General features: G+C 37.0%; 21 protein-coding genes. 6 read left to right on the plus strand and 15 right to left on the minus strand.

Features of this window, described 5'->3' with window-relative positions; translation table 11 throughout:
- Positions 1-7: 7 nt before the first annotated feature.
- Both F935_RS08845 and F935_RS08850 read right to left on the minus strand, forming a co-directional pair.
- Positions 8-1,171 (minus strand): zinc-dependent alcohol dehydrogenase, encoded by a 1,164-nt coding sequence (locus tag F935_RS08845; RefSeq protein ID WP_016138612.1) that lies wholly within the window; start codon positions 1,169-1,171, stop codon positions 8-10.
- 235 nt (positions 1,172-1,406) lie between these two features.
- A complete protein-coding gene (locus F935_RS08850; protein WP_016138613.1) occupies positions 1,407-2,357 on the minus strand; it encodes a 3-hydroxyacyl-CoA dehydrogenase NAD-binding domain-containing protein in 951 nt (316 codons plus the stop codon).
- A gap of 203 nt (positions 2,358-2,560) precedes the next feature.
- Here F935_RS08850 and yddG point away from each other — a divergent pair, with 203 nt between their 5' ends.
- From yddG to F935_RS18890, 3 genes are all read left to right on the plus strand, one after another.
- Entirely contained in the window at positions 2,561-3,493 is a 933-nt protein-coding gene (gene yddG, locus F935_RS08855) for an aromatic amino acid DMT transporter YddG (protein ID WP_016138614.1), read from the plus strand.
- A 129-nt stretch (positions 3,494-3,622) separates the two neighbouring features.
- Positions 3,623-4,054: an SRPBCC family protein gene (locus F935_RS08860; protein ID WP_016138615.1), complete on the plus strand. Its 432-nt coding sequence runs from the start codon at positions 3,623-3,625 to the stop codon at positions 4,052-4,054.
- Positions 4,055-4,468: 414 nt separating this feature from the next.
- Complete coding sequence (locus tag F935_RS18890; protein WP_016138616.1) at positions 4,469-4,702, plus strand: hypothetical protein; 234 nt, start codon at positions 4,469-4,471, stop codon at positions 4,700-4,702.
- Between the two features lie 56 nt (positions 4,703-4,758).
- Here the strand turns inward: F935_RS18890 and F935_RS08870 are convergent, their stop codons facing one another.
- From F935_RS08870 to F935_RS08920, 11 genes are all read right to left on the minus strand, one after another.
- On the minus strand, positions 4,759-5,313 hold the full coding sequence (locus tag F935_RS08870; protein WP_016138617.1) for a TetR/AcrR family transcriptional regulator: 555 nt from the start codon (positions 5,311-5,313) through the stop codon (positions 4,759-4,761).
- Between the two features lie 693 nt (positions 5,314-6,006).
- Positions 6,007-9,171, minus strand: coding sequence for a hypothetical protein (locus F935_RS08875; protein WP_016138618.1), 3,165 nt, complete (start codon positions 9,169-9,171; stop codon positions 6,007-6,009).
- 329 nt (positions 9,172-9,500) lie between these two features.
- On the minus strand, positions 9,501-10,721 hold the full coding sequence (locus F935_RS08880) for a chloride channel protein (protein WP_016138619.1): 1,221 nt from the start codon (positions 10,719-10,721) through the stop codon (positions 9,501-9,503).
- Positions 10,722-11,023: 302 nt separating this feature from the next.
- Entirely contained in the window at positions 11,024-12,742 is a 1,719-nt protein-coding gene (locus F935_RS08885; RefSeq protein ID WP_035366500.1) for an acetyl/propionyl/methylcrotonyl-CoA carboxylase subunit alpha, read from the minus strand.
- Positions 12,742-14,325, minus strand: a complete 1,584-nt coding sequence (locus F935_RS08890; RefSeq protein WP_016138621.1) for a 5-oxoprolinase subunit B/C family protein — start codon at positions 14,323-14,325, stop codon at positions 12,742-12,744. The genes F935_RS08885 and F935_RS08890 overlap by 1 nt, the downstream gene beginning before the upstream one ends.
- Before the next feature lie 32 nt (positions 14,326-14,357).
- Positions 14,358-15,173 (minus strand): putative hydro-lyase, encoded by an 816-nt coding sequence (locus tag F935_RS08895; protein WP_080645574.1) that lies wholly within the window; start codon positions 15,171-15,173, stop codon positions 14,358-14,360.
- Positions 15,174-15,175: 2 nt separating this feature from the next.
- The gene (locus tag F935_RS08900) at positions 15,176-15,940 is read right to left on the minus strand and encodes a LamB/YcsF family protein (RefSeq protein ID WP_004793259.1); all 765 of its coding nucleotides are present in this window, start codon (positions 15,938-15,940) and stop codon (positions 15,176-15,178) included.
- Positions 15,941-15,974: 34 nt separating this feature from the next.
- Positions 15,975-17,228: an NRAMP family divalent metal transporter gene (locus F935_RS08905; RefSeq protein WP_080645575.1), complete on the minus strand. Its 1,254-nt coding sequence runs from the start codon at positions 17,226-17,228 to the stop codon at positions 15,975-15,977.
- Positions 17,229-17,570: 342 nt separating this feature from the next.
- Entirely contained in the window at positions 17,571-18,482 is a 912-nt protein-coding gene (gene mumR / locus F935_RS08910; RefSeq protein ID WP_016138624.1) for a LysR family transcriptional regulator MumR, read from the minus strand.
- A 95-nt stretch (positions 18,483-18,577) separates the two neighbouring features.
- Complete coding sequence (locus F935_RS08915; RefSeq protein ID WP_016138625.1) at positions 18,578-19,522, minus strand: DUF4424 family protein; 945 nt, start codon at positions 19,520-19,522, stop codon at positions 18,578-18,580.
- Positions 19,523-19,608: 86 nt separating this feature from the next.
- Complete coding sequence (locus tag F935_RS08920; protein ID WP_016138626.1) at positions 19,609-20,247, minus strand: TetR/AcrR family transcriptional regulator; 639 nt, start codon at positions 20,245-20,247, stop codon at positions 19,609-19,611.
- 126 nt (positions 20,248-20,373) lie between these two features.
- On the opposite strand from F935_RS08920, the gene F935_RS08925 reads away from it, so the two are divergent.
- From F935_RS08925 to F935_RS08935, 3 genes are read left to right on the plus strand one after another with little or no spacing between them, the layout of a single operon-like run.
- A complete protein-coding gene (locus F935_RS08925) occupies positions 20,374-21,213 on the plus strand; it encodes an SDR family oxidoreductase (RefSeq protein ID WP_016138627.1) in 840 nt (279 codons plus the stop codon).
- Positions 21,214-21,224: 11 nt separating this feature from the next.
- Positions 21,225-22,721, plus strand: a complete 1,497-nt coding sequence (locus F935_RS08930) for a flavin-containing monooxygenase (RefSeq protein ID WP_035366188.1) — start codon at positions 21,225-21,227, stop codon at positions 22,719-22,721.
- Between the two features lie 20 nt (positions 22,722-22,741).
- A complete protein-coding gene (locus F935_RS08935; RefSeq protein WP_016138629.1) occupies positions 22,742-23,686 on the plus strand; it encodes an alpha/beta hydrolase in 945 nt (314 codons plus the stop codon).
- A 190-nt stretch (positions 23,687-23,876) separates the two neighbouring features.
- Here the strand turns inward: F935_RS08935 and F935_RS08940 are convergent, their stop codons facing one another.
- Positions 23,877-24,221 carry a hypothetical protein gene (locus F935_RS08940; protein ID WP_016138630.1) on the minus strand — a complete coding sequence of 115 codons (345 nt, stop codon included), beginning with the start codon at positions 24,219-24,221 and terminating at the stop codon, positions 23,877-23,879.
- Positions 24,222-24,534: 313 nt separating this feature from the next.
- On the minus strand, positions 24,535-24,993 hold the full coding sequence (locus F935_RS08945; protein WP_016138631.1) for a hypothetical protein: 459 nt from the start codon (positions 24,991-24,993) through the stop codon (positions 24,535-24,537).
- Positions 24,994-25,219 lie beyond the last annotated feature (226 nt).

The following is a 25,219-nucleotide window of genomic DNA, read 5'->3' on the forward strand; positions in this document are numbered from 1 at the left end:
GAGAGTTTTAAGGAAGCAGAATCACCTTACGGCAGTCCTCATCTCTTTCATTAAAAATGCGATAACCCTCTGCGGCATCTTCTAATTTCATTCGGTGGGTAATAATCGTTTCAGGTGACAAATCACCACGCTCAATCAGTTCTAAGAGTTGCGGTAAATATTGATGCACATGTGTTTGTCCCATTTTAAAAGTTAGTCCTTTATCAAAAGCATCACCAAATAAAAAGCCATGAATCGGACCTGCATATACACCTGGCACACTCACCACACCTCCACGGCGAACCGCAGCAATACATTGACGCAGTGCTGCACCACTTGAACCCTCTAGTTTTAAATTGGTCAGAACTGTCTCAATCACACTGCCTTTTGCCTCGAAACCAATCGCATCAATCACAGCATCGACACCGCGATAATTATCGGTATGTTGAATAATAAATTCGGCCGCATCGACTTCATCGAAATTAACTGGAATAGCGCCGTATGTTGCCGCTGCATAATTCAATCGATAGTCATTGTGATCGACCATAAATATCTTTTCAGCACCCAGCATCTTGGCACAAGCGGCACTTAACAATCCGACTGGCCCTGCACCATAAATTGCAACGGTTGAGCCACGTTTCACTTGGGCATTGGTCACTGCTTGCCAAGCAGTAGGTAAAATATCAGTCAAGAAAAGTACTTTTTCATCTGACAGTGAAGTTGGCACTTTAAAAGGGCCTTTATTGGCTTTTGGCACACGCACATATTCCGCTTGCCCGCCCGGTACACCGCCGTAAAGATGACTATAACCAAACAAAGCCGCACCTGGTGGAATCTGCTTTTTATTAATAATTGCGCCGCGCCCTGTATTAGTTGTTTCGCAGGCAGCGGTCAGGTCTAGTTGGCAAAAGAAACATTCGCCACAGGCAATCACAAAAGGAACAATTACTCGATCACCCTTTTTCACTGCGGTGACAGCTGGACCGACCTCTTCAACCACGCCCATAAATTCGTGCCCAAAGATATCGCCTTGTTCGGTTCTAGGGATTTTGCCTCGATATAAATGTAAATCAGAGCCACATATCGCTGTGGCAGTCACTCGTAAAATAATGTCATCCGGTTCTTGAATAATAGGGTCTGCTACTGTTTCTACTCGAACATCTTCTGCACCGTGGTAAGTAAGAGCGCGCATTTTATATTCCTCTATTTTCTATGATGTCCTTTGATTATGAGGAGGCTTTCTTTACGGTTTGCAACGATTCTTACTCTTCACGTAAGGCATATAGTTCAAATGAAACGCGATAGGAATTTCAGTAACATTTAATGAATATAGGATTGTTTCAGCTAGGCATGTTTTTGTTATTTGACCCATTAAAAAGCCAATCATCCCTGCAAGAAAATGACTGGCTTTGTCTTAAAAATTTGACTTAGTCTAATTTGAGTTGCTGTCTGAGCTTTAAGATATCGACCAGACCTTTATCTCTGGTTTCATATAAATCGATATCCTTATATTGGGTTAAAAGCTGATTGGTTTCTGCTTCCAACAACTCTGTTGTCTCATCTGAATGCTGAAATGCGTGCATATCGTTCCACCATTCTGTCATTGGTGGGCCTAAATGATGAATTGCCTCTTTAAAACCCTTTTGGTTGGCAAGCTGCATATTAATGTAAGGACCAAAGAGCGCCCATCTTAAACCTGGGCCACTAGTAATCGCGACATCAACATCTTCGGCAGAGCACACGCCTTGTTCAACCAATGAAAAAGCTTCTCGCCATAGCGCAGCCTGCAAACGGTTTGCGACATGCCCTTTTACTTCTTTATTTAAAACAATTGGATTTTTGCCCAACTGTTTGTAGAACTCAGAAGCCTGTTTTAAAATTTGGGGATCTGTCAAATTACCGCCAACGATCTCGACTAAAGGTAAAAGATGTGGCGGATTAAAAGGATGACCTAATAAAATACGATCAGGATGTTGCGCCTCTTTTTGAAAATCAGACACTTTTAAGCCCGATGAACTTGAAGCAATAAGAGTATGTTGAGGGCAATATGCTGTGATTTCTTGATATAGCTGTTGTTTGACATCGAGACGTTCGGGGGCATTTTCTTGAATAAAATCTACGTCTGAAACTGCATCTTTTAAATTATTAAAAATTTCCAGATGAAGCAGCACATCTGGTTGAGCATGGGTGTGTTCAGCCTTCTGATCTAAAGCCAATAAATCATTTAAATTTGCAGATATTCTATTTTTAAAGACCACTTCATCTATAGGATACGGGTCGTAAACCTTAACTTTAAATCCTTTATATAAAAATAAGGTCGTCCAACTCGCACCTATTACACCAGCTCCAACAACACCAACTGTTTTAATGACTTCCATATTTTCCTCGTAAGAATGTTGTTTTATTCGAAATTTCTTTACTCAATTGAATGCTAAATGAACATAGCAGATTCAACCAATCAATAAATTTAATTGTTTATATTTTATATAATTTGTCCTATATTCCTTAGCTTGAAAATTGAATCCTTTCATTAGTACAACTTAATCTTTTACCATTTTTTAACCGTTATTTACTGAATTTTATGTCAAAAAATCTAGCAACATTGATTGGTTTAAGCGCCATTCTCATGTGGGCATCTCTGGTCGGTCTGATGAAGCAAGTCAGCGCCGCCCTTGGACCTGAGCTAGGTGTTACGCTTATTTATTCTTTAAGTGCGCTACTGTTGCTTGCCATTTTCAAAGGCCCAGACTTTAAACAGATCTCTAAAAAATACTTAATATTTGGCACAATTCTATTTGTCGCTTATGAGCTATGTTTTTCATTTGCAATTGCTTACTCTCAGACGGCAAGACAAGCCATTGAAATTAGTATTGTTAACTATTTGTGGCCGAGTTTAACGGTTTTGGCTTTCGTGATTTTTAAGGAATTAAAGTTTAATTTTCTTATTATTCTCGGCTTACTTATTTCAATTTCTGGCATTATTTTTATTCAAACTGGAAGCGGTGATTTTAGTCTAAATAGTATTGTCGATAATTTTCATAGCAACCCACTGAGCTATATTTTGGCATTTACAGGTGCCATCATCTGGGCTTTTTACTGTGTAATCACCAAAAAAATGAGTAATGGGCAAAATCCAATTTCCATTTTCTTTGTTGGTGTCGCGCTCACTCTCTGGCTCAAGCTGCTTGTCTCGGGGCAATTCGCTATTCCATCAATGGATATTCCAACTTTAATCACTCTTTTAGTTGCATCCGCCGCCATTGGTTTTGGTTATGCTGCATGGAACATTGGCATCATTCATGGAAACATTACCATGCTTGTGGTGGCCTCTTATTTCACCCCTATTATTTCATCTATTTTGGCAATGTTTGTTTTACAAACTCAATTATCCTTGAGCTTTTGGCAAGGAACAGCAATGGTTACAGCTGGTTCATTTATTTGCTGGATTTCAACAAACTGGTCTGTTATTCAGCCTTTCTTTAAAAAAATAATAAAACGGCAGGAAATCTCATAAAGTTACCGCAATGAATTTTTTCGGGCTTCCGAGAACTCCGACGAACTAGAATTCCCCCATTGCCAAAAGCGTGCTAACATCCAAATTCTGACAATCATCCATGTCAAAATTATTTCTAGAGGGAATAAGATGTTAAAAACTCAAAAAATCAACATCGTACAAGAATTTGATGCACCCATAGACAAGGTCTTTGCAATCTTGAGCGAACATGAAAACCTAAGCAAGCTTTTCGCTCCAGCTAAAGTAACTCGGATTAGCAACGGAAAAGACGCTCGAAATGGTGTTGGCTCTGCGCGCAAGATGTCTATTCCATTTACCCCTTCATTTGTAGAAACAAATTTAGTCTACAAAGAAAATGAACTCATCGAATATGCAATTACCAGCGGCATTAGCCCAATTAAGGCTCACCGTGGTGTAATGAAATTTAGCGACTTGGGAAACAACCGTACTCGCTTGGATTACACCATTAGCTTTAAAGGTCGCGTTCCTTTTATTGGCCCGATCATTAAAGCAGCCTTACAAAATGGTGTAAGCCGAGGGCTTAAAAAACTTAAGTTTTAATTGAGATATATCAAATAAAAGCCCTTTATCGGGCTTTTATTTTTAAGTAGATTTATTGAAGAGTTGGTATATCAATTTCTAAAAATAGTAAATTCGAAAACTTAATGACAAAAACAAAAGCCGACTCGTTAAAGTCAGCTTAATTCTACAGTTTGAGAGAATTGCTTAAATAATTCTTGTTCGTGGCAATCTTCTATCTATTTTCTTTTTCTAAAATTAATTTACACTTTAGTTATGACTGTTTGATTAAAAGAAAACAGAAAGATGAGATAAAAAGCAAATTAACTCACGCTTAACAAAAATAATGCATAGCAATTAACATTTTCTAGAGATGATGTATATCAATTAAATCTTTAGAAATTTTCTAAAGTTCAGTATGCTGAAATGACCTACTATTAGAAAATAATCCATACAATGGAACATCAGTGCTTGTTAAAGGAATTAAATTCACTTATTGAATATTATTCCAAAAGAACAGATTGTCCACCGACCAGAATTCGTATAGGTTACAGAGCCTATGCAAAACTCATGCAGAATCCAAAATTTGCTGATGAAGTCTCAAACTCTGCCTTAGATCCAAATAAACGTAAATATAAAAAGATGAAAATCAAAGTTACCAAAGATGATGATCAACTAGAACTAGATTGATTAAAATAAAAGCCCAGCCACGGGCTTTTATTTTTAAGAAGTGTTTGGGTTTATCGTTAAGACAACATTATTAAAAAATAATCTAGTAACTTGTCTCGTTCATCTACACTGTTTTTACTTAAAAGCTGAACCATTGCCCCATCAATCACAAACAAAAACATGTAAGCATCTTTCATTGAAGCGGTGGTTTTGATGGTTAAAAGCAGTTTATAAATTTCGTTGATTAGCCAAGTTCTATATTCAATCACCACGCTATAGACTTTTGGGTAGAGCTTTTCAATTTCCAAAATTGCTTTAAACGGTAAATGATAAAAGCCATTTAAATCGGCATGTAGAAGGTAAATTTGTTTGAGTTTATCAAGCACCATTTGTTCACGGTAAGAATTAAGAATTGAAAATACTTTTACTTTGAGCGCATCTTTTTGAAAAGTGAGACACATCTCGATCAGTCGTGCTTTTGAGTGAAAGTCGTTATAGAAAGTCGCTTTGGGAATTTTAGCTTCCGCAATAATTCGGTCAACACCAACCTTATGAAAGCCATCTTGATTAAATAAATCTTTTGCTGCATGAAGCACGCGCAGCGCTCTAAATGAAGATTCTAAATTTTTCATGTATACCGCTTAAAATAATTTTTTGTTGTATCTAAAAGAGATAGAAATGCCGTCACTCTTAAAATGAGTGCTAAAAAACAGGCATACGAAAGCTGCACAAAAATGGTGTGCTGACCTATCTCGGGTTTATTGTTGCTATGATTTTTGAGTCGTAACGATTCTTAAGGTGTAGAAAACCTAGAGTCGGTTAAACCGTTTTAAAGACCAGTTAGGCGGTATGGATAGAGAGAGTTTGGCAAAGGCCAATAAATGGGAAGAATTAGTACGCATAGCGGACTCCTTTGGCTATAAAAGAAGTTTCACCGCATTACTGCTAAATAATGGTGGTGAAACGAAAGAGGGTTAGCAGACTGGAGCCAAAGAATCCAGCACACCCGAGGGTGTCCCCCTTCCGTTCCACCGTAAAGGGGGCACACAGGGATTTCCACAAAAAAGTTAGACTTTTTCGTGTACTTTGGCTGATGGTCTGCTAAAACCAACTGGCAATGTAGGCCAGCACGCAAAGGATAGTATTCGCACTTGTTGGCGTCAAGCGTGTGAAATGACAATCGTATCAAAGTAGAGCGGTTGGGGAAATAAAAAAGCCATTACGGTTTAGTAATGACTTAGTATTGGATAAATTGATTTTAAAAGTTTAATTACATGTCGTATCTTCTGGACTTACTACTTTAGCAATTAAAATATAAGAATTTTTCAAGTTTCATTAACTATATTTAGATTAAATCTGAAAATTTTATAATTTTCTGAGAATTTTAATGCTATTTGATAGTTAAATACTAAGTCGCCAACAAGGTCATCTTGATTCTTTTGTTCAAAAATCACATCAAAAAATTGTGAATTTTCATATTGATATAGGCTCAAAGATTCAAAAATACTTTTACTGGTTAAAAGAATATAATCTATATCGTCAAAGAAAAGATCATATACCTCAGATTTATCAATATGACAAATATATCCATCATTGCTGATATTTTTAAAATGTATAGGCACAGTTTCATTTCTATCCCAATTATAGCGACGAAGTAAATTCTTTAACTTTTGATTACCAACTAAAAGAACAGGTTCTTCAATTTCAGTAAGTTGCATAGTAATTATTTGAAGAAGATCTTCTAGAGATGTACTTGAATAGGTGTAAGAAATCGGAAGCTTTAATATTCTAGATATAATAGAATTTCTTAAATGCCTTGAAATACCTCCCTCAATCCACTTATTATCATCGATTACAACTTCACTAGAAACTATATCAGCAATATATTTTTTCCCATAGTTTTCAAAAGTAAAACTTCCTCTTTGAAAATTATTAGATTTATTTTCAACAAAATTAAATAAACTAAAAGGATAAGATGTTTTTTTATCTTGAATTATACTCGATGCAATTTTAGATAATGCAACGATTTTCTCTGGATCAACAGGAGCATCAATAATAATTTTATTATTTTGATTTCTCAATTTTTCAACAATATTTCTGATTGATTTTATAAAATTTTCTTTAAGACTAGGAAATTCATCAACTCCAAATAATATATATTCATAATTTCTTTCTTGCCATGTATTTAAAATAAAAATCCATGATTCCAAATCTGAAATAATACAATTAATATCAGCTATGGTATAAAAGCTAGATGAAAGGGCCTGATACCACTTCAAAGGTAAATTCCATTGATTTTGAGAAAGTGATAGTGCAATTTCTATGTAATTATCATTCAGACTATTTATGTCTTCAAATGAGCCCATATATGTTCGCCCAGTTATAAGCTGACCTTTAAATAAATTACTATAACTTTCTAGAACTTGGCTAAGCAGTGATTGATATGAATTATCTTTATCTTGAGAATAGTTCTTGTGCCTGATGTAAGTTCCTACTAATTTTCCAGCATTTGAAATCGATTTAGAGTTTTCAGATATAGAAGTTGGATGTATTCTCTGCCCCTTTAATAATGCACCTATCATTTGCTTTACAACATCTAAAGATAAGTTATTATTCTTTTTTAATAGATAACAAGCTGTTATAACTCTTAAGTCAAGATGATAATTTTGAAAAGCAAGTTCATAAGCTGTTTCTCTAGAATATTTTTCTGAATTATTAATTAAAGTCCAAATATGATCAGTCTCTGGTATATTAAGCATAAAAATATTTAATATAGTAGAATTCCACATATAAGTGTCATGGGAAGTGGATCCATTGGTAAACTTCTCCAACCAATGATTTAGCATATCAATACTCCAACCAACTGCTCTGGAATTTTTGAAAGATAATGCTGCTACTACAGTCTTTGCTGTAAATTGAAGATGGATTTTAAAAGCTAATAAATTCTGCTCATTCCTATAATCTCTTTTCGAATGTGGTTCAATATAATATTGAATCCAACTTTCCCAAGATCCTACAAATTTATTTAGAATTTTTTCATAATTTTTATCAGTTCTAGGATTGCTATTAATCTCAAATGAATACCATTCTAGAAGTATTTCCCATAAGTTATAATTTTGTTCAATGTAAGTTTTTACTTCCTCATCTGTGAGGTTAGAGCTACATCTATATAATTGTTTATAAAAATATAAAATCTCATTATAAAATTCTGTATTATCAGCTATTTTAAATACTGATGCTTTTGATATAAAAAAATATTCAGTTAAAAGATGATTAAAATAGCTTCTACCAAAAATTGTACCATCTGTTAATAACAACCAATTATCATTTATTTTATTATCATTTATAAAGGCTAACGCAGAAGAAACATTCACATGATAGTTGATCAAATTCCCTATAGCTTCCTTAAATGCACGAATATCATTATCCCTTAAAGAAAGATGGATAGGATCTATAAAGTTTTTAAAAAGTTTAAGTAATTCTTCATCATTTTCAATAGCTATCTTCTTATTAAAGGAAAATGAATATTTATAGAGAAATTTAAGACATGGAAAGAAACTAAATCCTACAGTTTTTCCTACTAAATAATCTTTATCACTAATTTTTCCAATATCTAATATGAGTTTTGAATCTTGTTTTTTTCTATACTTAAGATAATTTGTCTGTAAATAAATAACCCAATTGATTAGATAAAACCTAATATCACTTAATTCATATTCCATCCTGATTCTTATTTTTATAGGAGAAATTTTTGAATCATCCCAAGAAAAATTCGTAATCTTTAAATTATTTTCATCAACTTCCTTTATCAACCCATAATTACATGAATTTTTAATAAAATTATTTTTCAGCCTATTACTTATATCGATTCGACAAGCTTCCTGAATTGAAAATCGAAGAATGATTTCTTCTCTAGAATGATCATTCATTATTAGAAAAGTTTTACTAAAAAACCATGCAGTTAGAAAAATATTAAATATTAGCCATATTGCGGATGTAATACAAAATACTAAATATATAGAATCAACTAAAAAAGAGCGAATGAAAAAACTTAAAAGAATAAAGATTGATAAAGCTAAGCCACTTAGGCCTGCAAACATAAAACCTGAATATTTTTTATAAATTGGAAATATAACGCTATTCGAAGTTTTTTGATTAGAAAAAATACTGATAAAACTGATGACTAATGGATACACTACACAAACAATTGTCAACTGAGCACCCAAAAATGTACCTTGCCATTGGATCAACTCTTCCCAAGAAGAAAAAAAATCTGAATAATTTTTTGTTAGTTCAAGCTTGATTAACAAATATATAAGCCAACTAATCAGAACAAAGTAGATACTGATAAGAATTGTATATTTCTTATAATTGGTAGACCAAAGAATGATATTTCTCTCTAAAATGTTCCACCTTGTCTTTTGGTAAATTCTATTTTTATAAAGTGATTCTTTTAGCTCTTTTTTAATTATCTTCTTAAGTGTTTGCATGAGGTCTTATGTAATACTTTGTCTTTTTAAATTATAAACTTAAATTAATATATTGGCAAAAATAGACTACACCCAAGATTAAAAAATTCAATTTCTTCCATAAGAATGATGTCCATTTATTGAAAATCTACAGCCCTAAATAATGACAGGCTAAAATAAGCCTATTTTTTAATTACTTAACAGTAATTTAAATCTTTTGCAGTAGCTTTTTTCCTCTGTATCCTAATTTTCTAATATTCAATGTAATATTTAGACAAAGCTTCTTTAGTTTTACTTCAAAAAGATTCAGGAGCCTTTTAGTTAAAGATTTTCTTAATAAGCAAAATTTATCAATCCATCAACTTCTTACGTCGATACAACCCACAATCCCCAGAAAATAACGCTGCCAATAAACAAGTAATGATGGCATAAGTCGCAATATTCATTCCAAATAGCTCAATGGCTAAAATAATAGACGTTAACGGCGCTTTACTCGCTCCTGAAAATAGACTCACCAAGCCTAAGCCTGCAAGCAATGAAATTGGCAAGTTTAAAACGGCCCCTAAAGCATTACCTAATGTCGCCCCCACATAAAACAGTGGTGTAATTTCACCACCTTTAAAACCTGAGCCTAAAGTAATCGCGGTAAAAACAGTCTTGTTAAAAAAGTCGTAAAACTCAATGGGCACATAAAAAGATGAAATGATTTTATCTGTACCTAAACCATTGTATTGCTGATGTGCGGTGAACAAAGTAAGTAGCATAATGACAATACCACCCACCATCGTTCTTAAAGGCAAATAACGAATGTATTTATAAAAGATATCACTGGCAAAATGAATGGACGCAATAAAGAAACGTGCAACCAGACCAAAGATCAGACCTGCCACAATTAAGTTCATGAGCGTACCAAAATGAATGGCAGGAAACTCACTAATCACATAAAAAATATGCGGGTGGACAATATCGAATAGCTCAGGGATGGTCGAAGCAATTAAGGCCGACACAAAACATGGGAAAATGGCTGAATATCTTAAATTACCTAAAGCTGTGATTTCTAAACCATAGATTGCACCCGCCAGAGGCAAGCCAAATACCCCTGCAAAGCCCGCACCAATACTGGCGATTAAACAAATTTTTCGGTTATCTTCCGAGACTTTTAATATATGGCTCAAGTGGTCAATTAAGGCACCTGAAAGCTGAACAGCTGGCGCCTCACGCCCTGCCGAACCACCAAATAACTGCGTTAAAATTGAAGTGATAAAAATGATAGGACTCATTCGTTTCGGAATGAACGATTTGGGTTGATGAATTTCATCAATCAGTAAATGTGTTCCCCTTTCAATAGGTGATCCATATTTTTTAATGAGATAACCAATCCCAAACCCTATAAAGGGTAAGAAATAAATGAGCCAGTGATGCAGGCTTCTTACTTTATTAGAGATATCAAAAGCCACAAAAATTAAAGTCGAGGCCAGCCCCGCTACGACTCCGATCACAATCGAGATGACGAGCCAATAGACACTGTATTTTAGAATTTGATCATATTCAGATGAAGGTAGAATTTTCATTCGCGTTCTTCAATTAGCCTTTAAAATGGATGATAAATTCTCAATTTTTTTTATGCAGCCAGCTCATTAAGTGAGAAATGCTTAAACTGGGCTAAAAATTAAAGCTCGCATAGGCGAGCTTTCAATACAGTGATTAATTTTGATATCACCAAACTGTGCGAAATATCTCATAACGCTTTCTGGCTTTCAAGTTGAAAATGGTTAACGAGACTGTGAAAATAGCGGACTGAGTTAATAAATAAGCATTTGATTTGACCCGATCAAACTAAAACCAAAATCAGGCCAAATCATTTATTCAAAACTTAGTTAATACTACCAATCACAGTTTCTGCATGGCAGGTCGCTCCTTTCTCTGCACTAATCTGAATAACACCACTGCGGTGCGCCAGTACCTGCACTTCCATTTTCATGGCTTCCATAATGGCAACCACTTGGCCTTCGGTGACTTGCTTACCATTTTCGACTTTCCAAGCGCTAACCACACCATTAATTGGGGCAAGTAAATGCTCGGCACTTACTTCTGGCTCGGCTGTTTGTGCTTGAACTGCGGTTGCTGGACCTTGCGCAAACATCCCCGCAGGTAAACCTAAACGGTGTAACTTGCCATCAATTTCAATGTAGCTCAGTAACATCGGTTGTTGATGGTTTGGAATGCCGCGTTTAGTCGGTTTCAACTCTTGTTTAAAGTCGTTTTCGATCCAACGCGTGTGTACATTAAAGTCATCTGTAAAGTCAGGTTCATTGAGTACCGCGCGGTGAAAATCTAGAACTGAAGCCACGCCTTCAATTTTAAATTGCTTCAAAGCACGTTTAGCGCGGGCAATTGCAACTTCACGGGTTGGACCAGTCACAATTAGTTTTGCCATGAGTGAGTCGAAATGACTAGATACCAATGATCCAGTCCGAACACCTGTGTCGACCCGTACACCGTTACCAAACGGGGCTTCAAATAAACTCAACACACCAAAGGCTGGAATAAAACCACGTGCTGGATCTTCGGCATTAATACGAAACTCAATGGCATGACCTTGTGCCTTTGGTGTTTCTTTAATAGAAAGCACTTCACCTTGAGCCACGCGAATTTGCTCAACCACCAAATCGACTTTTGAGGTTTCTTCGGTCACTGGGTGCTCGACTTGCAAACGCGTGTTTACTTCTAAAAAGGAAAGCTTGCCGTCACGGCTCAGTAAATATTCAACGGTTCCCGCACCTACATAGTTTGCAGCCTGACAAATATTTTTTGCCGAGGTTAAAATTTGCTGGTAAATCTCATCGCTAATAAATGGCGCTGGTGCTTCTTCGACTAACTTTTGATTACGACGTTGCAATGAACAATCACGTGTACCAAGTACCACAATATTGCCATGTTGGTCTGCAATGACTTGCGCTTCTACATGGCGCGGTTTATCGAGATATTGCTCGACAAAACATTCACCACGGCCAAAGGCAGCTTTTGCCTCTCGTACTGCCGACTCATAAAGCTCTTGAACCTCTTCAAGTTTCCACGCAACTTTTAAGCCGCGGCCACCGCCACCAAACGCAGCTTTAATGGCAATCGGTAAACCAAATTGCTTAGCAAATTCTAAAGCTTCATCTGCATTGTTAAGTGTGTCTTGCGTACCCTGAACCAACGGCGCACCGACTGAAGCAGAAATTTTACGCGCTTCGATCTTATCACCTAGCTTTTCAATGGCACTTGGAGATGGCCCGACCCATTTTAAACCTGCATCAATCACAGCTTGAGCAAATTCGGCGCGCTCAGATAAAAAGCCATAACCCGGATGAACCATAGTCGCTTTCGATTTCTTTGCAACTTCGATAATGGCAGGAATATTTAAATAGGTTTCACTCGCCTTCGCACCAGCTAAGCCCCACGCTTCATCTGCAAGTTCGACATGCATGCTGCCAATATCGTCATCCGCATATAACGCGACCGAAGAAATTCCCATGTCACGGCAAGCATGGATAATACGAACGGCAATTTCACCACGGTTAGCAATCAATAATTTTTCTGTATTCATCATTCATTCTCAAAATCTGTAAATTCGGCAATTTTTTTAAATTTGATGCGGCACCCTGCTGGAATCTGTGCCACCAAATCCCAATGGTGTTTAGCAACAGAGCCAATGACCGGATATCCGCCCGTTAAAGGATGATCATTCATAAACAAAACGGGCTGACCACTCGGTGGAATCTGCAAAGCACCAATGCATGTGCCTTCACTTTCCAGTTCATGGGTAATTTTGCGAGTCAAAGACTCTGCACCTGAGAGTCGTAGCCCGACGCGGTTGCTTTCATTGGTTACCAGCCATTCTTGTTGATAGAGCAGTTCAATACTGTCTTGTTCAAACCAGTCAGTGCGCGGCCCCATCACAATATCTAGCTCAACGACTTCACCAGCTTGTGGCAAATCGCTTTTGCCCACTTCATTTAGGCTAATGTTGGCAGCCTTCACCTGTCCTTGATAAATGGTATCTCCAAGCTTTAAAGGCTCTGGGCCTAACACTGCCAAGCTGTCAAACGAAGTACTATTGAGTACTGGCTCAACGTCTATACCACCGCGAACTGCCAAATAGTTTCTTAAGCCTGCTGTGGGTGGCTGAATTTGAAACTCATCGCCTTCATCTAAATCAATCGGCTGATAACTTACAAAGTCAGCGGTTTGACCATCAGCAAATTTCACACGAATGTTTGAAATGGCACCTGCTACTGCAATAACACCTGCATGCTGCATTTTGGCTTTTAAGCCACCATTTAAAACCTCAATGACGGGTGTATCGGTTGGGTTACCGACAATACGGTTAGCGCTATGCATGGCAGACAAATCCATTGCACCTGCAATACCAACCCCAATATTGGTCTGGTTTAAGCGCCCTTCGTCTTGAATGAGCATCTGTAAACTTGGTGCAGTGATCGTAAACAGGGGTACAGATTTTTGAGGCTCAACCTTACGGGTGATTTGCTCTGGTACAGCCACAATAGTTGGACGATGCGTGACATCTTCAAAATGTACAGTCATGCCCGGTAACAGCAATGCAGGATTTTTACGCTCTAAATCCCACATTTTTTCTGATGTTGTACCAATCAGTTGCCAGCCACCCGGACTGTCTTTTGGGTAAATACCAGAGTATTTTCCAGCCAAGCCCAACGAGCCTGACGGTATTTTTTTACGCGGAACCGTTAAACGTGGAATATCAGTAAAAGGTTTATCGGGGCTGCTCATATAAGCAAAGCCCGGCGCAAAACCAATAAAAGCCACATTCCACACACTTTCGTGATGTTTTCTAATCACATCGGCAACAGACAACCCTTGTAACTCGGCAACTTGAGCAAGGTCTTCGCCATCGTAACGAATCGGCACAATCACTTCTTGGTTGCTACGCTCAAATCCAGAATCAACTTTAAGGCTCTGAATTGAAGCGACCAGCGTTTTAAAGTTGGTTTCGATCTCGTTAAAAAAAACCAAAATTGTTTTTGCAGCAGGGACTAAGTCTTTAATTCCATTCAATTGCGTATTTTGCAATTTATTGTACAACGCCAAAGTTTCTTCTAGGCTCGCAAGCTCAATCAGAAAACAATCGGCGTTTACCGATAAAAAACGCATTTGCTTATCCTTTTAATTCTTCTTTAGTGCAATTAGCCAATCCAAGCGCGGTCAGGAATGTCGGTAATAAACATATGACCTGGTGCATGACTAATCGCAAAAGGAATTTTCGAGTTCATAACAGCTGCTTGCGGTGTTACCCCACATGCCCAAAACACTGGAATTTCGCCTGCTTCAATACGAGAAGCATCACCAAAGTCAGGCTTATTTACATCCAAAATTCCTAAGCTTTCAGGATGACCAATATGTACAGGTGCGCCATGCACACTTGGCATACGCGATGTAATTTTTACTGCTTCACTAATTTGATGCGATGGAATTGGCCGCATAGAAACCACCATGTTTCCTGAAATACGCCCTGCTGGTTGGCACTGAATATTGCTCAGATACATCGGCACATTGGTATCGTCATGAATATGGCGAACTTCAATACCCGCTTCTTGCAAAGCGGTTTCAAACGAAAAACTACAACCAATCAAGAAAGTCACCAAATCAGGATGGGCATTATAAATATCACTCGCATCGGTCACTTCTTCAACCATTTCGCCATCTTTCCAAATGCGATAACGCGGAAAGTCAGTTCGAATGTCAGAATCTGCCGCAAGCTTAGTTGCATAGATGCCTTCTTCGAGCACATCAACTACTGGGCAACTTTGCGGATTACGATGCGCATAGAGTAAAAAGTCATATGCCCACTCTTTTGGCACCGAAATCATGTTGACCTGCGTCATGCCCGCGGCCATGCCTGCCGTCGGTTTATCAAAACCTGTACGGATTTTTAAACGCGCATCTAAAGCGGCTTCAAGCTGAGCTGGGTCGACTTTAATATCCTTATACATTGTGCTCATCCTTATGCTTTGTTTACAAATGGGCGGATTTCAATATTGTTTTTTACAAGCTCGGCTTTAATAGCTGCCGACATCTCAAGTGCACCATCAGTGTCGCCATGTAAGCAAATGGTGTCGGCTTGAATTGGGGTAAATACACCGTCAATTGACTCTACTCCACCATTTTTAAGCATTGAAACCACACGGCTCGCAACAAATGCCGAGTCGTGTAAAACCGCACCTTCTAGACGACGAGAAACCAGTGAACCATCACTGTTATAAGCTCGGTCTGCAAATGCTTCAGACACAACTTTTAAGCCAGCCGCACGTGCCTGCTCGACTAAGTTCGACCCAGCCAAAGCCACCAAAACCAGTTCAGGGTTATACATTTTAATGGCGTCAATCACTGCGGCTGCTTGAGCTTGGTCATGGGCAATGGTGTTATAAAGCGCGCCATGCGGTTTAACGTATTGCACTTTTGAACCTGCCACTTTAGCCAAGCCATCGAGTGCAGAAATTTGGTAAAGCACATCTGCAATAAGCTCGTCACGCGACAAATCCATATTACGGCGGCCAAAACCAACAAGGTCTGGATAAGACACGTGAGCACCAACAGTCACACCAAGTTCAACTGCTTTACGAACCGTTTTTAAAATACCGAGCGGGTCGCCAGCATGGAAGCCACAAGCAATATTTGCACTGGTCACAACAGGTAAAATCTGATCATCATTACCCATTTTCCATGAGCCAAAGCTTTCACCTAAATCACTATTTAAATCTACAAACATGGCATTATTCCTTTATCACTTAACAAAGTCTGGCTTAAAGCTTGGTCAAATAGTTAAACACTGTCGTAAACGACATATAGCCCATCCACCACGTCAACAGACATGTTAATCCACCCAAAATAAGCAACCATTTTGGATAGTTGTAATTACCCATTAAATCTTTACGGCATGCAGCCACATACACAAAAATTGTAAGACCAATTGGCAACACCAATCCGTTAAAACCACCTACAAAAATGAGTAGACCTGCTGGAGTTGCACCCAATAACACATAGAGTAATAAAGCCAATGCAATAAAGGTAATGGTGGTATAGTTGTTTTGCTTTGGTGTTAAGTTCTTTTTAAACACGTTAAAGAACGACACTGAAGTATATGCTGCACCAATCGTGCTACTAATGCCGGCTGCCCAGAAAATTAAACCGAATAATTTAAAACCAAATGTGCCCGCTGCATATTGAAATGCTTGACCTGCTGGATTGGCGTCATGGCTGGCTAAATCAATATTTGCACCGCTTACCACCACACCTAAAAACGCTAAAAACAAAACGTAGCGCATGATGCCGACAACAATAATGCCCTTGGTTGCAGCTTTAGCAACTTCATCAATATTTTCAGGGCCAACAGCGCCTTTATCGAGTAAACGATGCGCACCTGCATAGCAGATATAACCACCAACAGTACCGCCGACAATGGTCGTAATAATGGCAAAGTCAATCTGATCTGGAGCAAAAGTTTGATGTACAGCTTGCCCAACAGGAGGCATTACAATGACGGCAACAATAATAATCAGGAGGATTTTAAGCAATCCCAACACGATCATGCTTTTATCCATGGCAAGCGTTGCTTTTCTTGATGCAAAAATCAAAATGGCTAACGCACCACTTAAAATACCGCCCCACTTTGTATCTAAGCCAAAAAGTGCATTTAGACCTAAAGCTGCACCTGCAATGTTACCAATACTAAAGAAAAAACCACCTAGAATGACCAGAAAAGCCAGTAAGTAACCACTGCCGGGAATTGCTTTATTGGCAATATCCGATGCACGCATTTGAGTGAGTGTGACCACTCGCCAGATATTTTGTTGAACCACATAATCAATCAGAATAGAAACTAAAATTGCAAAGCCAAATGCTGCACCTAACTTGACTGTAAATACAGCAGTTTGGGTTAAAAATCCTGGCCCCATTGCAGAGGTCGCCATCATAAAGATTGAGGCAACAATGGCCCATTGGCGATCTGATAAAAAAGAAGATTTCAGTAAAGACATATTAATGCGTTCCTCATCCATTTGAGCTTAACAACGCTATTTGCAAGTTGAACCAAGAACACCATTTCTTTCCTAAACGATATTCTTTAATCCTTTAAAATGACAAAGATTCCCTGTTCCCCAATTAATACAATCGGCGATCAAATCTTGTATCTACGATAAAAACATAGCTAATCCCTACGGACAATAAGACTTTTTACAGAAAATTAAAAATACAAATATTTGATTTTAAATGATTTAATATTTATTGAAAAATCAGGATAAGTTTTACTTATCAAACTTCATAAGCTGCTTTTATGGATTTCCAGTGAAGCAGCCTATATAAAATAAGAATAAATATTTTATAAGAAATAAAAATAGAGCTTATTTTTGGATTTTTTCATTAAGGCTTTTCATGGCAATCGCCGATACTTTAACAGCCACCTCAGTCAGTTTTTCTTTCAAGGCAACATCATTTCCTTGAATGTAAATCGAGGTGAAATGAAACGTCTTTAATTGAATGGGCGTATTTAATATTTCTAGTCGACCATCAGTAATTTCTTTTAAAGCGGTTAAGGTCGGCACGACAGCAATGCCTAAGCCCTGTTCGGCTAAACGCAATAACGTTGCCAATGAATAACTGGTAATTGAAAGGGGTTCATCAATACCGTGTTCTTTCATTCTGGCTTTCAATTCTTTATAGGGATAGGTAATTTTGGGGTAAGTTAAAATGGTATGAGACATGAGAGTTTTAAAAGACATTTGAGCTACACACCCTTTGAATGACGGCGAAGCCAGAAAGCTCAGCTCAAAATCACACAATGCCTGCTCAATACATTCAAAAGCCAACGTTGGCCCAAGCAAAAAAGCCATATCTAAGTCGCCTGTTCGAACGCCCTCTTGTAGGTTAGGTGTCAGATCTACCACAATTTCTACTGAAACTTTTGGGAACTCTTGTTGAACCTTTTCGATATATTCGACTAACCATGTATAGACAATAGTTTCTGAAACTCCCAAACGAATGGTGCCCGTTAGGTGCTGATTTTCAGTTAGTTCTGCGACTAAATCTGTTTCTAGACGCATAAACTTTTCAGCATATTTAAATAACGTCATGCCTTTGTGCGTCAGTTTAAATTTTCGCAAACTTCGGTCTAAAACTTTAAAACCTAATTCATTTTCAAGAGATGTGATTTTTTGAGATACCGCAGGCTGGGTTGTTTGCAATTTAGTTGCAGCTTTATTGAAGCTATTTAAAGTCACAACCCAATAAAAAGCTTCCAGATTCTTTAAATTCACGTTTCATCCCACATTAGAAATCCCTCTACTTTTATAGTATGGAATTTCTTAGCGTGATTAGGCTAGCCATTTATTCATTTTTATTTGAGTGTGGCTTATTTCACTCTCACAAAAATAATGTCTAAGTCTCGTTTTGGTACAAACTTGGTTTTGGTCATTTGAAATTGAGTTGGGCTAATCTTTTTGACTTGCCCATCCCAACAAAATGAAACTAGCTCACCTTTATCACGTTCAATGGTTAACTTAAAATTTTCAATTGGTTTTGCCCAATTTGCACCCGTCGTCAAAATATAGCCCAAAGCACTAAACGGCGAATTTTCCGCCTTGGCTTTTTTTAAGCCCTGCTTAAATTGGTTATCCATACAAAATTGCTGGCTATCTTCATCTGGATAGAGAGCAACAGAGCCACCCACCAAAGGTTTATATTCATGCTGAATTTTAGTCAAACTATTGGCTTTAAAGGTTTGCTTCCAACTGTAGATCACTTGAGATGACCACGGAATTACATCATCTTTTTTAAAGTTAGCTAAAATTTTCTGTATTTGTGGCTTATTACACTTCTTTAACTTATCTACATAATACTCATAATCATAGTTATTACGTAGCCACGGATTAAGCATGTCTTTTTCACTAAAACCGCACTGCTTAAACTCATCCGTTGCATCAATCAGAGGTGATTTCTCATCTTTTTGAATAAACGTTCTGACGTGCATTTCTGGTTTAATATTTTTACCATCTACCACAATCTTAAAACTTTTTAAAAGCTCTTCGGTGTGAGCAAAGTCAGACTCAAAGAAATTATCAATGCGGGGTAACGGAAATAAAATCGTTTCAGTGACATCTTTAATGCTTAGGTTTTTATAGAGATAGTCGACTTTAATTCGTTTTTTACTAATAAATAGATCTTCGCTTTGCATGGCGATCTGCGAATTTTTGAGATATTGAATCCCACCTGTACCAACGTAACCCGTAGAATCATTGGCTAAGCCATAGGTCGATAGTTGAAGCAAAACAGCAAAGGTTATTGCAAGCTTTTTCATTTTAAAGTGCTCTATGTCATTTTCTAATTATGAAATGTCGATCTGGAATAAAGTATAAGCCAGACCCAATCTAAATCTTTTTTAAATTAAGCGCCTTTAGAAGCCACTCCAGACATCATAAGTTCAATCGCTGCTTTACTGTATTGTTTAAGAAATTTTGAGTCTTGATTCGCCAATAAAAATTGTAATGCACCCGCAATAATCATTCCTACAACTGCGTGTCCTGTCATTTGTGTATCTAAGTCAGATTTTAAATAACCTCGATCTATTCCATTTTGTAGATAGTTGGCAGTAAACAGTCCCCCTACTTGTAGAAGGTTACTAATTTGAGCATTCATCTCTTTATCGATAGAAGTAGCTTCCAACAAAATTAAACGGAGTGTATTCGGATTGTCTAGCGCAAACTCTTGAAACTTTGAAGAAATCCTTTCGCATTGAGCAATATAGTCATCAAGTGTAGATACTGCATTAGGTGCATTTTCATCAGCTAATAAAGCAGTAATTTTTAACATGGTATCGCTAATTACATTATCAAGAATATCTCTTTTATTCTCAAAATGACGATAAAAAGTCCCATGCCCTATCCCTAACCTTTTTGCAATGTCAGAAATCGCAGTTTGATGATAACCGCGTTCAGAAAATTCAAGAAAGGCAGCTTCAATAATTTCTGCTTGTAATTGAAGGCGTTGGCGTTCAGCACGCGAGAGAGTTGTTTGATTATTCATATCAAAAATTTTATCAGAACTTTATAAAAAAAACGATAGAACATTAAAATCAAAAATTGACACTAAATTCCGTTAGTGACATTATGTTCCGAACTGGTGTTTTTTTGACTAAGAAAAGGAACAAAAATGAGCAAGAAACCAGATTTTTCGAACAAGGTTGTTTTGATTACAGGTGGCGGACGTGGCATAGGATTAGCCACAGCATTCGCTTTTAGGAAATTGGGTGCAAAGGTTGCTATAGGAGATATTGATTTAGAGCTGGCAACACAAGCAGCTTTTAAAGTTCAAGGTTATGGAGGTTACCTTGATGTACGCTTACAAAAATCGTTTCATGAATTTGTAGAGCAAGTAGAAAAAGAATTAGGTCCTATAGATATTCTTATCAATAATGCCGGCATCATGCCTATGGGTTCAATGATTGAAGAAACTCAAGCCATTACAGATGCACAAATCGATATTAATTTACGTGGTGTAATTCATGGCATGAAAGCAGTTTTACCTAAAATGCTTGAGCGTCAAACTGGTCATATTGTGAATGTTGCATCTTTAGCTGGTAAATACCCTATTCCCGGAGCAAGCATTTATTGTGCGACCAAATTTGCTGTAGTGGGTTTAACCTCGGCGATGCAACAAGAATTAAGAGATACACCTATTGGTGTTTCCGCAGTTTTACCTTCAAAAGTAACAACAGAATTATCATCGGGCACAGGAGATGGATTACCCATTCCTACGGTTGAACCGCAAGAAGTGGCTGATGCAATTATTAAAGCGGTTGAACATAAAATTTCTGAAATTGCTGTCCCTAATTACCTGACTCACACACCTAAAGCATATGGCCTCATTCCATTTTGGCTTAATACTGGTTTCCGCAAATTAATTGGTGATGACCGTATTTTGAAAGGATTAGACCAAAACAACAGAAAATCTTATATCCAACGCCTAAATCAGCTGGCTCAATCAAAATAAGGATAAATATGATGACTAACACAGAAAAATTCCAAGTCGTTATTATTGGGGCTGGTTTTGCAGGACTTGGGGCTGCTATCAAATTACAAGAAGCTGGCTTTACTGATTTTGTCGTATTAGAAAAAGCACATGAAATTGGCGGTGTATGGAGAGCAAACACCTATCCTGGCTGCGCATGTGATGTGCCTTCCGCGTTATATTCCTATTCATTTGTACCTAATCCTAAATGGAGCCGTGTATTTGCACCTCAACAAGAAATTAAAGAATACATTCAAGATGTAGCTAAAAAATTTGATGTCGAAAAATATGTCCGCTTCGGTTATGAAATGCTTGAAAGTGCTTGGGACTCTCAAGCTAAACATTGGGTTATAAATACAAATAACGGTCCTATTCACGCTCAATTTGTGATTATGGCTGGTGGTCCAATGCATGAGCCAGTACTTCCAAAAATTGAGGGTATTAAAACGTTTGAGGGCGTGAGCTTTCACTCTGCTGAATGGAACCATAATTTTGATTTAACTGGAAAAAAGGTAGCAGTGATTGGTGCAGGTGCTTCAGCAATTCAATTTGTGCCAGAAATACAATCTAAAGTTGAAAAGCTAGTTTTGTTTCAACGTACACCTCAATGGGTTCTTCCAAAGATGGACCAGACCTTACCCAAATTTGCGCATACACTATTTAAATTTATTCCAATTACCCAAAAGCTTACACGCTATGGAGTGTACGGAATTTTTGAATCGCTAAATTCGAGTATGCATCATCCTAAACTTGTTGAGCAAATTGAAAGATTAGCAAAATTGAATATTAAATTAGGAGTTAAAGATCCTGTATTACGGGAGAAACTACTCCCCGATTTTACAATTGGCTGTAAGCGAATTTTACAGTCAAATCGTTGGTATCCGGCATTATCTCAACCGAATGTAAATGTCTTGCGTAGTGGAGTTAAAGAAGTACAAGGCAATATTTTAATCGCTAGTGATGGAACAAAACATGAAGTAGACGCCATTATCTTTGGTACAGGATTTGAAGTCAGTAATCCTCCAATTGCAAAACAAATCCGAAATAAAGACGGCAAAAGAATGGATGAAGTATGGCAAGGAAGTGCTAAAGGCTATTTGGGAACGGTTGTTGAAGGTTGTCCAAATGCTTTTGTCATGTTTGGACCCAATATTGCCGTTAGCTCATCTGCTCTCATTATCATTGAGGCTCAGCTGGCCTATATCATCGACACACTTAAAAAAGTCCGTAAAGACGAGATTGCTACCATCGAAATTCGTAAAGAAGTTTTAGATAAATATAACGATGAAGTACAAGCTGCATTGAAAAATACGGTTTGGAATACGGGTGGGTGTAGCAGTTATTTTATTGATCAAAATGGGTGCAATAGTACTTTGTGGCCATGGACCACATTTGAAATGAGAGCGCGTTTGGCTAAATGTAATCTTGGGGATTATACAATCTCATTCAAAAGAAATTCTCAATTTACTAAAGCTCAAAAAGCAAGTTAAAGCTGGAAAAGGAAATTTCCATGAAACAAAATATAGTTGATCAAATATCCGAATCTGTTGTAAAAGCTGGTTTACGCTTAAGCTTCAAACTAGCAAGCGGCTTACCTTTACCGTTCCCTATTTTACGTGGAGCAATGGAGTTTGGTTCATCCATTTTCAAACCTAGAACAGATGTAAAAATTAATAAAATCGAAATTAAAGCCCCCCTCAGCTTTAATAAAATTAAGGCTGAAACTGCATTGCCCAACGCACAAGTTCAAGGTGTTTTATTGCATTGCCATGGAGGTGCTTTTTTTGCTGGCTCGTCAAGAACACATCGAGCTTTGTCTTCTGAGTTTGCAGCAAGGGCCAACGTAAAAGTTTATATGCTTGATTATCGACGTGCCCCTGAACATCCCTATCCTGCCGCGTTAAATGATGTGAAATCTTTCTATCAATATTTAATAAAAGAAGGCTGGGAACCTAAACAAATTTTTCTAGGAGGAGACTCTGGTGGATGTGCTTTAGCATTAGCTTTGGCCATTGAGCTGAGAGATACTCAACAGGAATTACCCGCAGGAATAATCATGATATCTCCTTATGTAGATATTACTTTGAGGTCACCTTCGGTACGCAACAATATCAAACGAGACCCAATGATAAAAAGCTATGCTTTAAAACGCGGAGGTGACGGTTATCGGGGTGAATTTAGAGCGGATGACCCACTGATCTCCCCACTTTTTGCTAATCTTAAAAATCTTCCACCTTTATTAATTCAAGCTGGTAGTGAAGAAATTTTAGTTGATGATGCAATTAAGCTGGCTAAGCGTGCGCAAGATTTCGATGTCACCACAGAACTCTCTATCTATGAAAATATGTGGCACAACTTCCAAATGTTTAATCGCTTTATTAAAAAATCAGATCTAGCTTTAGATGAGATCGCTCATTTTATGGGTAAAGTATTAGCTCAAACCAAAAATCATTAAGATAAACTTTTTAAATTTTAAAACGGTTCATACATTTAAAAAGAAGCATAAGAAAATCAAAATCTAAATTATGTATATTTAATCTCATCAAAAATAATTTTTAAATATGAGTTATTTCATGCTTCTAAAATCTTGCTTTTATACCCGCCGTATCCACAACAATAGAAATTGAATTTATTTTAAGACTAAATTAGTGATAACTCAGTTTTTGCCTCATCATCTTTTTAGGCACACTAATTTTTCCAATAAAGTTAGTTAACCATAAAATACACTCATCGCGGTGTTCAAAGTGAGGAATCAAACTCAGATCAATTTTTATATCTCTATCTGCCAAAGGTAGGCTCAAACAATATTCAAAGTCGATCGATTTATATTTCAACCTCAGGTCTTTTTCTTCGGCCTGCTTTTTAATTTCCGCCATAATCCGGTTAAGGTTAACAATCAAATCATTTGAAACTTGGTTATTTTCATAGACATGTTCATAGACATTCTCGGCAACGTCTATATATTTTATAAGCTCGGCATTTTCATTCATATCATTCATCTCTCTTTTTTTAAAGATTATGAACAGCTAAATGTTTAATTGCGTTACTAGACACGTTGTTTATGTGAAAAACGTATATTTTTCTTTATTAAAGAATACAGCTAAAATATTGTTATATATAAAAATTAGTTAATCCCGAGTATATTTATATACATTTAATATTCTCGTAAATACGCCTTTGCACAAAAATAAAAGTTAACTCAGTCTCTATTTTTAATTAAAAAAAACCGCCCCAGAAGGCGGTCGCTGAACTTTAAAACCAGCAGTATATAGAAGCAAGGTGGACGTTCACTTCTATATTCTTTTATGAAGGAGTTTTATTAGTTTTAATAAAATCCTCAGATTTGAAATAATTGATAATCATGTCTGCATGCTCTTCTTTTACAGGAGCAACAGTCACAGGAAACGCATCTTTCGACATCTTAAAACCTGGTGGTAAAAAGTGCGAAATTGGCGGTAATTTAGGTTTTCCCCCTTCAGTGATTCGCTCGATAAAACCAGCTAACCAAAGAAGATACTCACCTTCATTTGCGAACTTCGGCATAACACTCAAATCAATCTGGACCTTGCACTCACTTAACGGTTTAGTTAAGTTTTCTTCAAAGTCTATATAATTGTATTTGAGCTTAAACTCTGTTCCTTTGATGGCTTTTCGAATCTGACTAATTAAACAGTTAAGGTTCTGAGTAATGTCATCAGTGAATAAGCTATCTTTTTTAATATTTTTATAAACCTTTTCGGCTACAGCTAGATACTTTGGCATTAACCTCTCTCTCCGTACTATTGTTATAAAGTGCTGATCTATGAATGTTTTCTGCCTTTGATTATGCTTAAAGTAGTGTAATTAAAGGTATCCTTATTAGAGTTGTTTGTAAGTAGTTGGCTACTTGTGTAATTTACACCAAATAAACACCGAAAAAAATTATGGTTTTGATAACTCATCCGCAAAATGAATGGTTGAATAGAGATAATTAGAAATATTTACTTTC

This window comes from Acinetobacter calcoaceticus ANC 3811 (assembly GCF_000399665.1).
In the GTDB taxonomy this organism is placed as follows: domain Bacteria; phylum Pseudomonadota; class Gammaproteobacteria; order Pseudomonadales; family Moraxellaceae; genus Acinetobacter; species Acinetobacter calcoaceticus_B.

Bases quoted from the DNA above. Each gene is read 5' to 3' on its own strand.
- F935_RS08845 (WP_016138612.1), bottom strand. From the start codon at position 1,171: ATGCGCGCTCTTACTTACCACGGTGCAGAAGATGTTCGAGTAGAAACA.
- F935_RS08850 (WP_016138613.1), bottom strand. From the start codon at position 2,357: ATGGAAGTCATTAAAACAGTTGGTGTTGTTGGAGCTGGTGTAATAGGT.
- yddG (WP_016138614.1), top strand. From the start codon at position 2,561: ATGTCAAAAAATCTAGCAACATTGATTGGTTTAAGCGCCATTCTCATG.
- F935_RS08860 (WP_016138615.1), top strand. From the start codon at position 3,623: ATGTTAAAAACTCAAAAAATCAACATCGTACAAGAATTTGATGCACCC.
- F935_RS18890 (WP_016138616.1), top strand. From the start codon at position 4,469: ATGGAACATCAGTGCTTGTTAAAGGAATTAAATTCACTTATTGAATAT.
- F935_RS08870 (WP_016138617.1), bottom strand. From the start codon at position 5,313: ATGAAAAATTTAGAATCTTCATTTAGAGCGCTGCGCGTGCTTCATGCA.
- F935_RS08875 (WP_016138618.1), bottom strand. From the start codon at position 9,171: ATGCAAACACTTAAGAAGATAATTAAAAAAGAGCTAAAAGAATCACTT.
- F935_RS08880 (WP_016138619.1), bottom strand. From the start codon at position 10,721: ATGAAAATTCTACCTTCATCTGAATATGATCAAATTCTAAAATACAGT.
- F935_RS08885 (WP_035366500.1), bottom strand. From the start codon at position 12,742: ATGAATACAGAAAAATTATTGATTGCTAACCGTGGTGAAATTGCCGTT.
- F935_RS08890 (WP_016138621.1), bottom strand. From the start codon at position 14,325: ATGCGTTTTTTATCGGTAAACGCCGATTGTTTTCTGATTGAGCTTGCG.
- F935_RS08895 (WP_080645574.1), bottom strand. From the start codon at position 15,173: ATGAGCACAATGTATAAGGATATTAAAGTCGACCCAGCTCAGCTTGAA.
- F935_RS08900 (WP_004793259.1), bottom strand. From the start codon at position 15,940: ATGTTTGTAGATTTAAATAGTGATTTAGGTGAAAGCTTTGGCTCATGG.
- F935_RS08905 (WP_080645575.1), bottom strand. From the start codon at position 17,228: ATGGATGAGGAACGCATTAATATGTCTTTACTGAAATCTTCTTTTTTA.
- F935_RS08915 (WP_016138625.1), bottom strand. From the start codon at position 19,522: ATGAAAAAGCTTGCAATAACCTTTGCTGTTTTGCTTCAACTATCGACC.
- F935_RS08920 (WP_016138626.1), bottom strand. From the start codon at position 20,247: ATGAATAATCAAACAACTCTCTCGCGTGCTGAACGCCAACGCCTTCAA.
- F935_RS08925 (WP_016138627.1), top strand. From the start codon at position 20,374: ATGAGCAAGAAACCAGATTTTTCGAACAAGGTTGTTTTGATTACAGGT.
- F935_RS08930 (WP_035366188.1), top strand. From the start codon at position 21,225: ATGACTAACACAGAAAAATTCCAAGTCGTTATTATTGGGGCTGGTTTT.
- F935_RS08935 (WP_016138629.1), top strand. From the start codon at position 22,742: ATGAAACAAAATATAGTTGATCAAATATCCGAATCTGTTGTAAAAGCT.
- F935_RS08940 (WP_016138630.1), bottom strand. From the start codon at position 24,221: ATGAATGAAAATGCCGAGCTTATAAAATATATAGACGTTGCCGAGAAT.
- F935_RS08945 (WP_016138631.1), bottom strand. From the start codon at position 24,993: ATGCCAAAGTATCTAGCTGTAGCCGAAAAGGTTTATAAAAATATTAAA.